Genomic DNA, 16,312 nt, shown 5'->3' with positions numbered 1-16,312 from the left:
CAATTGGTTCTTCCAGTTCAGCGTAACGAGGGCTCTCTGGAGTCGATCAGAAACAGAGCAGCATTGAAAGCCTAGTAAGCGGATTAACTTTCTTTATTCCCTCCGACAGCACTATAGGTACTTCAGTATCTATATCATTCCTCGTAGAATCTGCATCAGTTCTTTTAAAATGCGCTACAATCCCTGTGAAGTTGGCATCTGCCTTCGTCGGTTCTGTTTTAGCGGCACTCTTGCGAGAAAGTCGTTTGGAAAGCTACTGCACTTCTTGCATATCTACCAGCAGGGTGGAGTCACAGATAGAGCAAAGGAGCAGGGATTTACTGATCTACTGATAACTAATTTTATAGGTGTTCGAAATCAGTCTAACCGTTGAAGTGGCCTCGGGATGAAATATGAAACTTTCGTAAATGTGAATAAAAAAACATGGAAATAGTCTTATCTTATCATTGAAGTAATCAATATTTATTATATACTAGGAAAGCTATATATTAGGAAAAAAGGTGGATTTATGAATAGGGAAGAATCTTTGGAAGATTTCCGGAAAAATGATATAGAAGGACTAACCAAAGTATACTTAGGTAGGTTGGAAGAACTGTTTAATGATCAGAACACATTCCCTTTTCGATTAATACCCCCTAAGTGATTATTTTTAACTACAGCTTCTCTAAACTCTGAGTAGATACTGGTCCTTATGCTGGTCATGGGGGATGGGGAGACAGCGTGAAAGGTATATACAATAAATTGAGTGATCACCAAGCAAGTAACTACGATCTTTATTTAACAAGTATTAATAAGAGTTGTACTCAAAATATAGCTAAATCTGAAGGTATAAAGCTCCCTGCGATTACCTTTGGAGCGCTTCAAAATGCTCAAGATAGTATTGGTGATCCGAACAGGGAATGGACAATTACGGTGGAGCGCTAAATTGTAGTTAGAAATGGAGATAAAAATGAAGAGGTTGAAATTATATTATCTTATATCACTGTTGTTTGTAACAATATTAGCATTAACCGCATGTAAGGATTCAGATCATATGGATCGATTGAAAGAGGCATCTTATGTTCCACAAAGTAACACCCAGAGCAAAGAATCTGATCAGAATAATAGTGCGGTTTCCCTTAAACCAAAGCCGCTTCAGGAAGATGATTTCACAATCTCATATCGTTCCGAGCAGTTCACTAAAAGTACCAATATTAAAGATCTTATTGCCATGTGGGGATATGGTGAAGGGTTCGAATCGAGCAATAATGGATTCATCAGTGGAAATGGCGAGTTTAGACGATGGAACTTGTCCTATCCAGGATATGGAAAGCCAGAGATTCGATTTGTAGTTTTGTCTAAAATTGAACTTGAGGGCGAAGATCTGGTAGATGGAGAGAGTTATCTGGTAGCCGCCAGTATCGAATCTCCCAAAATAACGACCAGAAGAGGACTCAAAATAGGTGATACGCTTGAAGAGACGCTACAAATTTATGGGCAGCCAGATAGTGTTACCAATGGACGTTTGACCTATTCCAAAAATGGACTTCACTTATGTATTCACTGGGATACTTCAACCAGAAAAATAGATAACATTTTCATCGAATATAATATGGAAAAGTCTATCAAAGAACAACCTTATGTTAATTTATTAGAAGAGGATGGTCAGATAGCTCTTAATATGGAACAGTATAGTATTCAAGAGAAACAGTCTTTTGATACTTCTCTAGCGGGATGGAAGAACGTAAGATTTGTGTCTACTTTGAAAAATGAAGAAAATCACAGTTTCATACAAGCTCAATTTTTTTTGACAGAGAACGGAAAGGAAGACTATGAGAACAAAGTTTTATATCAGTTCCCTGAATTTTATGGTAATACAGGTAGAATGATTGATAAGGTTAAGGCTGTAGCATTTAAGGATTTGAACCAAGATGGACGAACGGATATTGTGATCATTGCGGATTATATTACGGGAGTCAATAAAAACGGAGTAGAAACTCGTCCTGTGGCCGGTGTTTATTTTCAGAAAAAAGACAATAAGTATACTACGCTGCCTGAACTGGATAAAGAAATAAATCAAACAGAACATAACCGTACACTTAATAATGTCATTCAATACGTAAGTAAACAACGGATAAACGTAAACTAGCCAATGAAAGAAGCAGGAACATGGGATATCCAATCATTAAATATAACGGGTTTGTTCTATCTCTTCGAAATCCGAAAGTTAAAATTGTGCAGAAAATGAACGAGCATGTGAAAGTTTTTTGACGAGTGTCTTGTCTGGTAATCACATGGAAGAGTACATGCATAAAGTCATCATGACATGACCTTTGAGGTGGAAAAGCCTTCTTCACAATAGAACCCAATTACCTACGATCTATATATAGATAGCGGTTTTCATAGAAAAGATTGCTACATATCTGAGGAGTAATGATTATGAGAAAAATAATTAAAAGGAAAGTATTGTGTTTAAACAGACTCTTATTATTTTTGTTCTTACTGTTCATCTTGTCGGCCTGTTCTGAATCTGAAACTAAAGAGGTACTCCATGATCCAATAATAGTCGGAGAAAACAGACCGCTCGAACCTGTAAAACATAGTGATGACATAAAAGTGAGAAACTGGATGTGGATGTTGGGTGAAAATGACAGTGAGAGTCTGGATCAGTTGGTAGACATGGATGAACCTAGCGGAAACAGGTATGTACGACTGGACGATATTATAAAGTCACTCCACGAGAAAGAACATGGAGATTACCCATGGTATGAACTGGATGTCGGAGGCATTACGCCAGATGGAAGCCGTATTGCATTAATTCGGGAATCACACGATTTAAATCATGATGTTATTAAAGTGTTCGAATTATCTACAAGCAAAAAAAAATATGAATTTAATATACCTAACAACAAATATTTTTTTATGTCATCCGATTTGAGTACATATGTCTTTGAAAATGATGACGGTTTATACCAATATAATATAAAAAATCAGATCAAAAAAAAATTAGATATAACTAAAGCGGATCTGGATGACCAAAAATCATATGGGCATATGCTCTCGCCAGATGGAACGAAGATAGCTTTAGGAGGAGCTCACCAGAAACTGATTATATTCAACCTATTAAATAATAAAATAGAAAAAAAATTAGCTATGGGGTCAAATGATTTTACAGTGAGGCAGTGGCTTGAAGATGATCGGTTACTGTATACCTTCGGTGAGCAAGAGCAACTTCATGTATTGAACGTGATCACTGAACAAACAGCGTTATTTGAAAAGATGTCTCCCAATGAAACCACACTACCCATTTCGACGCAAGATGGTCAAAACATAAGCTTCAAGGATGTTACAGGTGAGATCTGGCAACGAAATCTAAAAAACAATGATGAAATAAAATATTCTGGAGTGATGAATAGGATCGGGTATTCCTTACAACCGGTACAGTGGTTACAGACAACGACTGATCTAATGAAATTTAAGAAGAGCGTGTCTGTTAGGAAAATTAGTGCTTCCTCGACGCTTTCTGCACAAGCAGGAAATACTTATGATGCAGCTAATCTCGTTGATGGTAATCCAAATACAGCTTGGAGTGAAGGTGTGGCTGGAGACGGAATCGGAGAATCGATTATGATTGATTTTGGTTCAGTTCAAAGATTGAATGGCATTGAATTACTAAATGGCCTAGTTAAATCGAATAAATTATATAAGCAAAATAATAAAATCAAAAAAATGAAACTTGAATTTTCGGACGGCCAAAGCCTGACTCTAGACAGCTATTTCCTGAAAAATAATTTTGAAAAGCCCATCCAATCCTCATCTATGAAAATAACAATTCTCGAAGTAGAACGTGGAACAAAGTATCGGGATACTTGCATATCAGAGTTACGAGTATTCTAGCATATATGTAAAAGGAGCATATGTATGAAGTGGAAAGAGCCGACCTTTGGCGCAACGCCTATGTTAAAAGCGCTGACAGCAGCTAATGCACGTAGAAAGGCACAAGCATTTGATCTGGTAACAGAGCAAAAGAAGCAGAAGCTGAATTACCCCGATTGGGCACAGAAATGGATGCGTAAGTACAAAGAAGCCTGGAATATAGCCAAAGCGAACGGTGACGAGGTAGGGATGCGCAAAGCACAAAAGCTGGCAGAAGGACTTCGAAGCAAGCTGCGTGAAATGGCGACGATGCCTAAATGGGCACAGGAACAGATGCAGATGCAAACCATCCGCTGGATGGAAGGAAATGCGAGCGGAAATATCAAGCAAATGAAAGCGGCGGAAGAAGCAGGTAAAGCCGTTCGTGATAAAGTCGCCCTGATCCATACGATTTCCAAGACATCTAAGGCAGATGCCGACAAGCTAAGTGATCTGACTGCAAAGTGGTACGCGGCTCATGATCATGGCATCGTCGATGGCAAGGATCTAAGCAAAGACCCTAAAGCAGTTAAGGCTGCCATGGATAAGTACAGCAAGGAAGCGCAAGCGATTATTGGGAAATATCAAAGTCCACAAGTACCGCAAGAAAAGCCTGTTCCTTCAGAGGCGTCACCTAAGCCTGCTAACCAGAATAATAACTCTTCAAACGGAAGATGGATACCTACTATTGAATTAAAGTTAAATGGTACGTCTGAAGTGGAACAATATTTAAGAGATAGATTAGGAAGATTCAAGAAAGTTAAATGGACTCAAGAAAAGGTGAACTCGTTATGGGAGGGGACTAGAACGATAGAAAAAGCCTATCAAATTCAAATAGATCCCCGGTTCTTATTGGCCATCATTATTCATGAGGGTACAGGCAGTTTTAACACAAGTAGTACCAATAGGGCGGCGGATGGACAACATGGCGTTGAGACAGATTATGCTAAAGACTTAATGAAAGCTAATAGTCTAATATTTGGTAAAATTCTTGGCTATATTTATTACGGAAAAGATTTTAGAGAAGTGGTGGCAAAAAGTACGAGTCTAACTGGAATTAGTGGTAAAGGAAATGTATTTCAATATTGCAATTGGCACACACCCATTGTCAGAATGAACAAGAAAATAGTTGAATTAGGAATTTACGCTGGCGATGGTTCGTGGCACACGAGTGTGAAAAATATTTATGATAAACTTAGTAACGGATTATCTGACGAGTATGAGCAATATTTATCTGGTATTAACAAAAGTACAGCTCAAGAAATTACCCAGTCCGAAGGCATAAAACTTAAAGCGACTTCATTTAAGGCAAGTCAAAACGCAGAAGATTATAAGGCGGATAAAAATGGGGAATGGACAATTATTGGGAAATTTTAATGAATGTTAAAAACTACAAAGAGGGGGAACATTGTTGAAAATCAGTTATATAACTCTTATATGGTTAGCGATATCCATTTTTGAATTAACAGCTTGCCATAATCTAACTGAGAATAATAATGAGCAATCATACTTACAAGCGACTGATTCTGAGAGAAAACAGACAGATGGATTCAACTCATCTCTCCCTAAGATGAACAATCAGGATAATCTGGATAAAAAGGTGAATATATTAGAGCAAAGTGAACAAAAGCAGTTACAGGAAGATGACTTCACAATTTCCTATAAATCTATGCTAATTCGTAAAGACACAGACCCCAAAGAATTAATCAGTAGATTAGGGTATGGTGAAGGGTACGAAGCGAACAATAATGGATTCGTCAGTGGAAATGGCGAGTTTAGACGATGGAATCTATCATATCCGAACTATATTGACCCTGAAATAAGATTCATTATTTTTTCCGAGAGAGAAGTAAAAGATGAGGAGATTATGGATGGTGACAGTTATCTGGTGGGAGTTAGCTTAGAGTCTGAGTCTGACCGATTCCAAACCAAAAGAGGAATAAAAGTAGGTGATAATCGAGAGAAAATAATACAAGCATACGGGCGACCTTCCAGTATGAAGGGCGAGATTTTGAGATACTCAGTAGGTGGATTACATTTACAATTTAGGATGGATGATAAAACGGAAAAAGTTGAAAATATATTTATTGAATATAACATGGAGAAATCTGTAGAGCAGCAAAAAAGCGCCGACTACATTGATGATTCAGAAGAGTAAAAAGTGGATACGGATCAGTACTTCATCGATAACGAGCAATCCTTTACCACCAACCTGAAAGGATGGGGAAAGTAAAGTTTGTATCCGCCGTAAGGAACACAAATGGTCTAGATCAGGCAGATTTTTTTCATGTGCTACGAATATTATGGACGCATATAATAAATCAGATTTATTTTCTAAGGGAACTACAATGGTAGATGCCCCTATGATTTTTAGAATACCTGTATTTAAAAATATGCCATCCACTGCTTCGCCCGAGCCCTCACATCCATCATCTAGGTGAAATACATTTTCTACGAAAGAGGGGGAAATATGATTTTCAGAAAAAATTGTATGATGATCATTGGCTGTATCGCGATACTGTTCATTTCAGGATGTAACCCGCATACAGAATTAGATACAAAAACTACTACTAGTAGCAACACATCAGTATCTACATCCAATTCTCAGATGGATAACAGCGGCCAAACTGTGAAAGAAGTAAGTCAAGACACTTTGGACGAAGCTAACAAATTAAACCAGTTTATAGAACAAACTCGACCGCCTGATATGGACCAGCATAAAGTAATTAAAGAAGACGTTGATGGAGATGGAAATGCAGAATACATTATCGCCTTTGGAGACAAACCGGACGAATTTCAACAAATAAATGTGATAGGTAATAAAGAGGGGGAATTTAGTACGATTGGAAAGTTAAAGGATCCAATTGTAACAGCACACATTAATACGGATATGAAGATTATGAGTTTAGACCAGACATCGCGTAAATTTATCGTTGTCTATGCTTATGGAGAAATGTATGGTGCCGAAGGGTTTGTAATATATGAACTACAACATAATCAGATAGAAGTTATTAATTATAATTATCCTGACGCTACGGGGAGTGGAACCAGGAAGTTAGAAGATATTAATGAAGATGGTATTTTTGAAACCGTAAGTTATTATTATTTTCGAGATACTCAAAAGCATACAGTAATGTTCTACCAGAAATATGATGGAACAGGGCCTGAACAATCTGAGTTATTATATCTAGAAGACCCTAAGGAATTTATATATCCGGCTGATCCAACGGCAGTGATTCAAAATTATCTGGAAGATATGTATTTAATGAATAGATTTGAATTTCACATACAAGAGGTTGATTTATTTACTGATACGGTAGTAAGCCAAACTTATGATTTCGAACATTTTGAAGATGTGTTTAATTTTTCCTCCATGGATTACGGCGGGTTGGAATTAAACATCTCTGAGGTTGCTAACCAAGGTCAACAGAAAACATTCTTGGTTCAGGACGGATCAGACATGACGGAAGACGATGATGTAAAAAAAGAACTAACGTTCATTCTGGAAAAAAAATCAGGCAAATGGAAAATTGAAAATATAAAAAAAGTGGAAAGTCCGTAAATGATTAAATGGGGATATGGATTAAATGAGAACCTTACATGTTTTACTACTGTTACTGTTGTGTATTACATTGAACGGATGTACTAACTTTCAATCAAAACCGGATATAGGTTCGTCCCATACTAACGAGTCGGTCAAAAGCGGTTCCTATCAACGTGAATTGGAACAATTGAAAGATAGACTAAGTAACAGTAAAAATGAAGATTTAAAGATTGATATAAGACAAAGCAATCTGAATCAGTTTACATCGGGGCTAGTTGCTCTAATGAACATGCAGGAAAGTATAAAAATAAAGGATAGTGAACTTAGTAACAAGTTTGATGCTACAGTATTTTCATCTACTAAAGCGGTAGTACTTGAAGACAAAAAATTTAATATCAGAGTTGTTAATTTTCAGGCGCCTCTTTATCTAAAGGGTACGATAGAAGATAAATATACAATTATTCAGTGGTGGAATGATGAGCATCATGTACGTGCCCAATTAGTTATGAATGAAGGTGCAGAGATGGTTACAGATTTTGTGATCCGTACTAATAAAGATAAGATAGAGCTTTTATTAGGAGGGTACGTTTCTTTGTATTCACCTAAGCCGGTATTTGTTTCGTCGTGGGAGTTGGACAATCAGAAATGGACTGAGAGCAAAGATATTTTCACTAACACAATCAGCACTAATGATTTTTGGAACCTGAGTATTTATGATAATACACTAAATGTAGAAAACCAGCCGCATATAGAAATGAATTTAGAGATCTCAGAGGATACGAATGGATTTGTAATTACAAGTGATATGGATGAAAGTGTAACCGTTCAATTTTCTGGAAAAGGTGTTGAGATACGGCAAGCATTGAAATTATCTAATGTTGATGGGGCAGATCAGCAAAAAATAGACAACAATGAATACGCCATAGACAATAATCAATCCTTTACCACCAACCTGAAAGGATGGGGAAAAGTAAAGTTTGTATCCGCTACAAGTAATACCCATGGGCTAAATCAGGCGAATTTTTTTCTATTGGATAGCGAAGATACTATTTTATATGTGTTCCCTGAATTTAATGGGAATAACAGAGGGATGTTGGAGGCAGTGAAGGGAGTATCTTTCAAGGATATGAATCAGGATGGATACACTGACATTGCGATCATTGGCAAGTACTTTGCAGGGAGCGGCCCCGAGGGTGAAGTTCCATTTCCCGTAGCAGGTATTTATTTTCAGCAACCAGACCATAGCTTCATTACACGGCCCGAACTGGATGAGCAGATCAACGGAAAAGGGCACAACCGGACGCTTTATGATGTGATTCAATACGTAAGTAAACAACGGGCAACCGTACACTAACTGATAAGGGAGTCATAACAAGGGGATATCCAATTGTCTATTTCGACGGTACCGACCTCTCGCTTCAAAATCCTAAGATTATGCTGAAACAGAAGATAAATGAGCATGTGAAGGTTTATATGACAGGTGTGCTAACAGGCTCTCAGACGGAAAAATATGTGGAAAATTTAGATGACGGAATAGGGATGATGGTGTCCTACGAAAATGATGATCACAAGAGGACGTTATTATTCAAAGGTCTTGTTACACAAATTCGGATTAAAATGGTGGCTAATGTATCGTATTTGGTCGTAGAGGCAGTTTCTTATACTAGTCAGATGGATGAGAAGCCGTGTAGGCGTTCCTTTCAAAATAAAAAAATGAAGTATAAGGCATTATTGGAGCAAGTAATGAAGGATTATCCTCAAGCCAACTGCGCACATTCATTTAAAGAGGAAATGTTGCAGGGGTTTACGCTGCAATTTGATGAGACAGATTGGGCATTCCTTAAGCGTATGGTATCCCGTTTCGGGTCGGGCTTGATCCCTGATCCGCTCAGCAACAAGCCGCAGTTTTACTTTGGCCTGCCGGACGGTAATCAGAAGGCTGAGCTGAAGCAATTTAACTACTCCATCTGCTTAACATAGGAGATGAAACGAAATTTAGGGACAGGACGCTGCGGGTGATGCAGTCGGTGACTGTAATCCGCCACGGTTCCCTATGGCATGAATATGTGCTGACGACCGAGGATGGCATGAAGCAGGAGCTGATTCTGAACGAAGACATACGCGGAATGACCCTGAAATCTAAGGTGATTGGCATTGAAGAGGATCATGTAAAGGTCTTCTTTTATGAAATGGATAAGGTCAAACCTGCCGTTCCGGAGACATGCGCCTTCCCCTACGCTACATTTTATACCTCTGAAGGGAATACAGGATGGTATTTTATGCCTGAGCTGTTTGATTTTGTAGATATTTATTTCCCGAGTAATCAGGAAAAGGATGCAATTGTCACCCATTCGATACGCAAGAGATCTAAAGACGGCGATCTTATCAAAGACCCGTCAGTCAAACTATTTATGACGAAGCACCGCAAGGCAGTTATATTTGACAAAAATGAAATTCTAATCACCGGTAACGATGATGAAGTGGTGATCCGACTGCTGGATGACCATGGGATTGAACTGCGGAGCAACAAAGATATCCGGGTTAAGGCAGATGGAAATTTAATTCTGAATGCCGGCAACACCGTGCAGATTACAGCTAAAGATGCTATCGGGCTAAAATGTAAGACAAGTTTGTTAGAGATGGATGGCAACCTCAAAATAACAGGCGCTAAGGTAAATATGCAATAAAGGAGTGGACTCGTATGGGGAAGGTGACGACAGGAGCCAGGGTGAATGAGCAACCCCGGACCAAGCAGGACATAATTCAGGAATGGAAGTTGAAGATAAGCAAAGGCGAGTACCCCTTCATTTATGTTGCAAGCCCCGGGAAGGCAAACGATACTAAATAAAAGAGAAAAGCATAAGGGATTCTGCGGTCATACCTTTGTACTTCTCTGTTTTGAGATGCGAAAAGAAGGATTCGATGATGCGTTATCCAGGTAGTTTGCTTTGCGAGAGTGGCTGCCTTTGACTATATAGCGTGATCGAGACGGCGAAAGAAAACCAACTGAACCCGTTCAAATATTCGAGCAGCTCCCGCAGCTTCTCGATCCCCAAGATCCAGAAGCGCTAGACAAACTGCTGCCATGGTCATCTTCGCTACCACTAACTTGTAGGGTATTTAAGGCCGATTAAAAGCAAAATAGCCCTCATCTTGATAACAAGGGGTGGGCTATTTGACGCTTACTATTAAAGTTACATATTGTCAATCAACCCTAAAACTAAAGAGAGGGAATGACCCCTCTCTTTTTGACGTGCTTTAGCCTTACAATACTATTTGATAAGACGAGCATTTACCCAATCGGCATGGTCACTATTTATACCATCTTCACCATCTGTTACAATAAGTTTTAGCTCATTCTTTCCAGAAAGATTAACGTTTACCTCTTTTGGCTCTGTATTGTTATGCATTATACCACTAGAGAATACAACTTGATTGTCTACTTCAACTTGGAACTCCACAGAACCTACAAAACCTACCTCACCATCTACCCCAACTAGCGCGGCAAAGGATGTGTACTTCCCATCCAGTTTGTAGACAATTTCACTGTTAGCATGTGTGCCCAAACCTTTTGTATAGGTCTTGTCATTTAACTTAAGTGTACTTCCATAAACACTACGATCTTTTTGGATTGTTCCCCAACCTGTTGTGGCAGAAAACCAATCAATATCGCTGAGATACGTTGTAACAGGTTGTGGTGTTATTGAATCGGTTTCAAAGATTTTAATCTCACTTGCAGAGGCAAAACCATTTGTTCCACCACCTTGAGGTACTTCAAGTCGAACATATCTAGCAAGAGTAGGTGTGAAAGTTACTGTCTTTTCTATGCTGTCCTTTGCCCAAGTGCCTGTTTTAATCTCATTGAATGTTGCCCCATCAAGACTAGTTAGGATTCTATAATTTGTAATAATACCATTTTCTCCACCAGTTTGTCGTGGTAGATAGGTTAGTTTGGAGAATGTAGATGGATTTGCGTACTTTGCTGTAATATTGTAAGGGAACTGATTTTGTTTATTCCATGCACTGTGCCAGATACTATTTGTATTTCCATCAAATGCATTTACTGCGGGCTCACTTGAAGTCTCTTGGCTATTTGTTGTTACCCCAATGATACCTTTTACCTTATCCATTCCATCAGTCGGTTTAATGATGTTATAATCTGAACCAAACCAAATTGGTGCAGTTAGAAGAGGTAAATTCAATGAATTAATCTTGTTTCGTGTTTCATTTGTTGCAGACAAACCCCATTTATCAAAGAATGGCGTCAAGTCATAGTGAGCTACTTTTGAAGTGTTTAGAATAAATGCCTGTTTTTTCTGATCATCTGTAGTTGGCAGATCAGCATTTGCCATCTCACGATATAATCGATGTAACTCTGGGTAGAAGTTATCCCCAAAAGCAAGATTAAGTTGCCACAACATTTCTAATTTTGAATTAGAGTCTGAAAAATTCTTGGTTGGCTGATCTACAAATGAGAATGCGGCTAAGTACTCGCCTTGTGACCTTGCAGGCTCAGTAGGTTTAAGAACCTTCTTAGCAGCTAGAGAATATAGATTTACTGTCACCTCACCCATCTCACCCCAAGTCCAAGGTCCTTGTTGTCTCAAATGACCTGCCTCATGATACTGCCCCCAACCCATTCTTGTAAGGTCTAAAGCATCGGCACTTGCTCCAGTTTCTTTAGGCATAATTGCCCCATCCCAACCTGCATATGCATACGCTCCTGGTATGGTTTTTTCTGATTCAACAAAGCCAATCAAATGCCTATCTAACCGATGCCTAGGATCAGAATCAGAATTAGATAGTCCAGATATTTGATCCTGTGCTGTAATAAACGTATCATAAGTCTGTAAAACAGCAATTGGGTCTTGATTCAAGATATGATCTTTAGCAGAAGCATAATAGAAGACAAAGAGAGCTCTTTCTGATTGAAGAACAACAGAAGGTGCATTAGGATAAGCATTCATCATTGCCTGCCAATCCGCATTTGTATTCTTGCCTAATACAAAGAATGGAACAGGACTCCCCCCACTCACTACATTTACATTAATACTACCTTCATTGTTGCTGTTATCAAATGACAACAAACCGCCATTTGGTGAGGAAATTGTGTTTATGCCTGGTTGTAATGGATAAAAAAGTGCCCATTCTTTATCATGACGATGTACCCCAATAACGGCTGTAATTGGTTTGTTACCTGAAACTTCAATCGTAATTTGTTCATTGGGTTGTGCATATAAACCTGTTGGCTGATATATTTTTCGAGCATCTATCGCTCTACGCTCTCGCGCGCCTTCCGCCCATATATCTCCAAGGGCTTTTACTTCAAAATTTCGCTGAACAACAAGATTACTTTGCTGTGTGATGGCTGCCTCTGAAGTTTGGGCTAGTACCCCAGATGGCGAGACAGCTACTACAACTGCTGTTACCACCATTAGAGTCAAAATTTGAAGCGACTTCTTAAATTTTCTCATCAAATCCTCCTAAAATAAATTAAATTTATGCATAGCTAGCATTTAAATGCTGGCATATCCATCTTGGTAAGTGTTAAATGGATTTCAGACTAATGTGATGACGCTATTCAATACCATTTTTTACCAATAATAAACGACACCAATTATTTCTATTGCTTCAATTCCATCTTTATTCTTCTTTTAATGGAATCAATTTCATAAATCGTTTTCTCACTAAATCAGATTAACAGAATATTTACGCCAGCATTTTTAAAATTAAGAGCTACGCAGTTAATTTATTCGCTTTACCTTCAAATAAGCATTCACACGTTCTACAGCCGTTCTCTTTTTATATTGTTCATAGTAACTATCACTGCCTCGAGCAGGGACGGTGTATCTTCTTGGATGATCTTCGACTTTTTTCTTGAATACCTTCTGGTATTGTCCAATCCCGATTGAAAGATATAAAAAACCAATGGTGGAAGAAGGTTGCGATCCGTAGAGGCTTTAGGCTTCTGAATGCATTGCCCCTTTTCTAGAAAAGGAGGGCATCCATCTTTCTGTGTATCCACAGTCCATTTGGCAATTCTACCTCTCTATTTCCGTTGTTCAGTCTATGTGTTAATGAAACTATGCTGTCTCCTATTACGTATAGAAGTAAAAATCAAATGGCATTTTTAGTCGAATGGGGGGATTTGTAATTGCGTCTGATCATAGAAGATATTGTTAAAGAATTTGACGGAAAAAAGGTACTCAAGGGAGCTGGATATACCTTTGAGAAAGGAAAGATTTACGGTCTGCTGGGCCGGAACGGCGCAGGCAAAACGACGTTGTTCAACTGCTTGAGCGGAGAGATGGCCATGGACGGAGGGAAAGCGCTATTGGAGGAGAATGGACATGTTCGGGAGTTGAGCGAGCAGGATATTGGGTATGTCTATTCACTGCCGATTCTGCCTGAGTTCCTGACTGGCTATGAATTCGTAAAGTTTTTTATGGATATTAACCGTGATAAGCTGCGAATGGATCAAAGCATCGACGATTATTTTGATATGATGAGTATGTCAGAGGAGGATAGGCACCGGCTCATTAAGGGTTACTCACACGGGATGAAGAACAAGCTACAGATGCTATTGTTCCTCATTACGAAACCGCTCGTGATTTTACTCGATGAGCCGCTTACCTCTTTTGACATCATCGTAGCGCTAGAGATGAAGGAGATGTTGCGGGAGATGAAACAGAATCATATTCTGGTGTTCTCTACGCACATACTGCAATTGGCCTCCGATCTATGCGATGAGTTGGTCGTGTTGAACAACGGACGGTTGGCTGCTGTACCGACAGAGCTGTTGCATAGCGTGGAATTTGAACAAAACATTATTAACTTGCTGAAGGATGAGGGCCATGCTGAGAACTCTTAATACGCTTCTTGCCATTCGGACATCCATTGCAGCGAATCTTTTCATTTATTACATCCAGAAGCTACCGTTGATTGGCAAGCATGTAACGGATAGTATTTACTCCAATTTAAACTTGAAAAAGGCCGTTTCCGTTATCGTATTTCTTATAAGTTTACTATGGGGATTTGTAATTAGGCTAGCATATGTAGGTCTGCTTATCTACTTGCCTGTAGTCGGGTTAGGTAAAGAGCTCTCTGCGGAAGATCAGCTTCAGCATTTTGTACATATTTATTTTCTAATCAGCTTTGTGGTCGCAGGTGTCAGTAGCGCCACCATATTGGAGCCGAAACGGGAAAAGTACGTAGCTGTGAAGCTAATGAGACAGTCTCCTACAAGATATATGAAGGCTACTCTTGGTTACCGTTATGTTACGTTCATGGTCTATTTATTGCCTGCGATGCTTCTATTCGCCTCAATGCTAGGAGCCTCCATCACAGAGACTATCTTGTTGGTGGCGTCTGTTACCTTGTGGAGGATTCTAACGGAGTATATGCATCTTAAGCTCTTTGACAAAACGGGCATGGTCTTGATAAAAAATAACGTGATTGTCTGGATCGTCATCGGGATTGGTTATGCTGCCGCTTATATACCGCTACTGTTCGATCGGATACCGGTAACCTCAACGATTCTGCTGAGCCTGCCTATCTATCTTGTTCTCGTGGTTGGAGGTATCTTCGCAGCTGTTCGACTTGCCCGTTATTCCAATTACAGTGGGGCTGTCGATGCCGCAACTAAAAGGGACGATCCCCTGCTGGATCTTGGGCGTATGATGTCGGAGGCGCAAAAAACGAGTGTGAAATCGAAAGAAAGCGACTATGCCTTGAATGGGAAGCATCAGGAAAATATCGGAACAAAGGAAGGCTACGGCTATCTGAACGTTCTGTTCTTCTCTAGACATAGGAGTCTTATTAACGACCCAGTATACAAGAGGATGGCTATTACAGGTGCATTTGGTGTCGTGGGAGTTGCAGTCGTGATGATACTATCACAGAGGGCCGAATTCATAAGACCGGATCTGGGAGTTGTATTTCCCTTCCTAGTTATGGCTATGTATTTCTTGTCCGTGGGAGAAAAGATGTGCAGAGCTATGTTCTATAACTGTGATCTCAGTTTGTTGCGGTATAGCTTCTATCGAGTTGCATCTTTCGAGCATTTTCGGATTCGACTAATTAAAATAACGGTCCTCAATCTAAGGATTGCAACAACTCTGGCTACGGCATTAACAACCATTACGTTAGTTGCGAACGGAGGGGGGGGAAGCACTGAGCTACTCATGATGTGGGTGTGCATACTCTCGTTGTCCGTATTTTTTTCCATTCATCATCTATTTATGTATTATATCTTTCAACCATATGCTACAGAATTGAATGTGAAGAATCCGCTGTATTTTATTATAAACATGCTTGTATCATCCGCAAGCGGTATTAGCATTATCGTACGAGCTCCAGCAGATATTTTTACTGCCATTGTGGTTATTCTTACGATTGTGTACTTACTCATTTCGCTTATTCTCGTTCGAAAATACGGAAGCCGCACATTCCGAGTGAAATAAATCGATTGTTGACTAAAGAATTTGCTCTTCTTCAGTTTCTGTACCGCATCAGGGGACTTGTGTTTTTCTGAGTGCTATTATCTAGGGGCAAAGAGCGTTATAAAAGTATAAAGCAGTCAGCGGCACAGTGAGTTAAATACATCAGAACAAGGACATCGATCTAAACCCCAAAGGTGATTATTGTGAAGGAGACCTATACGAGTAGCCCCATGATTATATTCATGGGGCTACTCGATCATTCATTCATATCCAGTGAGAATAGGGTTATCTTCCCATTCGATCAAGTCACCCAGCAAGTAAGCTACCTGTTACTTGGACATGCGAGAGTATGGTTGTCTGAACCCCATTGTATCCATTTTCATGCGCTCTTTGTTGACTCCATGTTGATTTTGAACCATCATAGAACCTCAAA

General features: G+C 39.3%; 13 protein-coding genes and 1 pseudogene. 13 read left to right on the top strand and 1 reads right to left on the bottom strand.

What is annotated here, in order from left to right; translation table 11 throughout:
- Nucleotides 1-741: 741 nt before the first annotated feature.
- The 11 genes and pseudogenes from PGLA_RS15590 to PGLA_RS29070 form a co-directional block, all read left to right on the top strand.
- A complete protein-coding gene (locus tag PGLA_RS15590) occupies nt 742-924 on the top strand; it encodes a hypothetical protein (RefSeq protein WP_161487926.1) in 183 nt (60 codons plus the stop codon).
- Between the two features lie 25 nt (nt 925-949).
- Nucleotides 950-2,128 (top strand): hypothetical protein, encoded by a 1,179-nt coding sequence (locus tag PGLA_RS15585; protein ID WP_068534312.1) that lies wholly within the window; start codon nt 950-952, stop codon nt 2,126-2,128.
- 290 nt (nt 2,129-2,418) lie between these two features.
- Nucleotides 2,419-3,876 (top strand): discoidin domain-containing protein, encoded by a 1,458-nt coding sequence (locus PGLA_RS15580; protein ID WP_161487925.1) that lies wholly within the window; start codon nt 2,419-2,421, stop codon nt 3,874-3,876.
- A gap of 24 nt (nt 3,877-3,900) precedes the next feature.
- Nucleotides 3,901-5,271, top strand: coding sequence for a hypothetical protein (locus PGLA_RS15575; protein WP_068534306.1), 1,371 nt, complete (start codon nt 3,901-3,903; stop codon nt 5,269-5,271).
- A gap of 34 nt (nt 5,272-5,305) precedes the next feature.
- Complete coding sequence (locus tag PGLA_RS15570; protein ID WP_068534304.1) at nt 5,306-6,052, top strand: hypothetical protein; 747 nt, start codon at nt 5,306-5,308, stop codon at nt 6,050-6,052.
- A gap of 312 nt (nt 6,053-6,364) precedes the next feature.
- Complete coding sequence (locus PGLA_RS15565) at nt 6,365-7,456, top strand: hypothetical protein (protein ID WP_068534302.1); 1,092 nt, start codon at nt 6,365-6,367, stop codon at nt 7,454-7,456.
- Between the two features lie 25 nt (nt 7,457-7,481).
- Nucleotides 7,482-8,792: a hypothetical protein gene (locus PGLA_RS15560; protein WP_068534297.1), complete on the top strand. Its 1,311-nt coding sequence runs from the start codon at nt 7,482-7,484 to the stop codon at nt 8,790-8,792.
- An 80-nt stretch (nt 8,793-8,872) separates the two neighbouring features.
- Nucleotides 8,873-9,418 (top strand): hypothetical protein, encoded by a 546-nt coding sequence (locus tag PGLA_RS29080; protein ID WP_245699980.1) that lies wholly within the window; start codon nt 8,873-8,875, stop codon nt 9,416-9,418.
- A 47-nt stretch (nt 9,419-9,465) separates the two neighbouring features.
- Nucleotides 9,466-10,125: a hypothetical protein gene (locus PGLA_RS29075; protein ID WP_245699978.1), complete on the top strand. Its 660-nt coding sequence runs from the start codon at nt 9,466-9,468 to the stop codon at nt 10,123-10,125.
- A gap of 14 nt (nt 10,126-10,139) precedes the next feature.
- On the top strand, nt 10,140-10,286 hold the full coding sequence (locus tag PGLA_RS28390; RefSeq protein ID WP_169810199.1) for a hypothetical protein: 147 nt from the start codon (nt 10,140-10,142) through the stop codon (nt 10,284-10,286).
- Between the two features lie 122 nt (nt 10,287-10,408).
- Nucleotides 10,409-10,572 (top strand): annotated as a pseudogene (locus tag PGLA_RS29070) (transposase domain-containing protein); the annotation flags it as partial.
- 138 nt (nt 10,573-10,710) lie between these two features.
- Here PGLA_RS29070 and PGLA_RS15550 read toward each other — a convergent pair.
- The gene (locus tag PGLA_RS15550; protein ID WP_068534294.1) at nt 10,711-12,912 is read right to left on the bottom strand and encodes an NPCBM/NEW2 domain-containing protein; all 2,202 of its coding nucleotides are present in this window, start codon (nt 12,910-12,912) and stop codon (nt 10,711-10,713) included.
- A gap of 680 nt (nt 12,913-13,592) precedes the next feature.
- Here PGLA_RS15550 and PGLA_RS15545 point away from each other — a divergent pair.
- Together PGLA_RS15545 and PGLA_RS15540 are read left to right on the top strand one after the other, a co-directional pair.
- Complete coding sequence (locus PGLA_RS15545; RefSeq protein WP_068534291.1) at nt 13,593-14,309, top strand: ABC transporter ATP-binding protein; 717 nt, start codon at nt 13,593-13,595, stop codon at nt 14,307-14,309.
- Complete coding sequence (locus PGLA_RS15540) at nt 14,293-15,900, top strand: hypothetical protein (RefSeq protein WP_068534289.1); 1,608 nt, start codon at nt 14,293-14,295, stop codon at nt 15,898-15,900. Before PGLA_RS15545 ends, PGLA_RS15540 begins: the two co-directional genes overlap by 17 nt.
- The last annotated feature ends 412 nt before the right edge of the window (nt 15,901-16,312 follow it).

This window comes from Paenibacillus glacialis (genome assembly GCF_001637205.1).
In the GTDB taxonomy this organism is placed as follows: Bacteria; Bacillota; Bacilli; order Paenibacillales; family Paenibacillaceae; genus Paenibacillus_AQ; species Paenibacillus_AQ glacialis.
The sequence above is the reverse complement of the archived record's forward strand: the minus strand, read 5'-3'. Positions and strand labels throughout refer to the sequence as shown.

What these genes read in the sequence shown, in the direction of transcription:
- PGLA_RS15550 (WP_068534294.1), bottom strand. Translation starts at nt 12,912, where the DNA reads ATGAGAAAATTTAAGAAGTCGCTTCAAATTTTGACTCTAATGGTGGTA.
- PGLA_RS15575 (WP_068534306.1), top strand. Translation starts at nt 3,901, where the DNA reads ATGAAGTGGAAAGAGCCGACCTTTGGCGCAACGCCTATGTTAAAAGCG.
- PGLA_RS15585 (WP_068534312.1), top strand. Translation starts at nt 950, where the DNA reads ATGAAGAGGTTGAAATTATATTATCTTATATCACTGTTGTTTGTAACA.
- PGLA_RS15580 (WP_161487925.1), top strand. Translation starts at nt 2,419, where the DNA reads ATGAGAAAAATAATTAAAAGGAAAGTATTGTGTTTAAACAGACTCTTA.
- PGLA_RS15540 (WP_068534289.1), top strand. Translation starts at nt 14,293, where the DNA reads ATGCTGAGAACTCTTAATACGCTTCTTGCCATTCGGACATCCATTGCA.
- PGLA_RS29080 (WP_245699980.1), top strand. Translation starts at nt 8,873, where the DNA reads ATGCTGAAACAGAAGATAAATGAGCATGTGAAGGTTTATATGACAGGT.
- PGLA_RS15560 (WP_068534297.1), top strand. Translation starts at nt 7,482, where the DNA reads ATGAGAACCTTACATGTTTTACTACTGTTACTGTTGTGTATTACATTG.
- PGLA_RS15565 (WP_068534302.1), top strand. Translation starts at nt 6,365, where the DNA reads ATGATTTTCAGAAAAAATTGTATGATGATCATTGGCTGTATCGCGATA.
- PGLA_RS28390 (WP_169810199.1), top strand. Translation starts at nt 10,140, where the DNA reads ATGGGGAAGGTGACGACAGGAGCCAGGGTGAATGAGCAACCCCGGACC.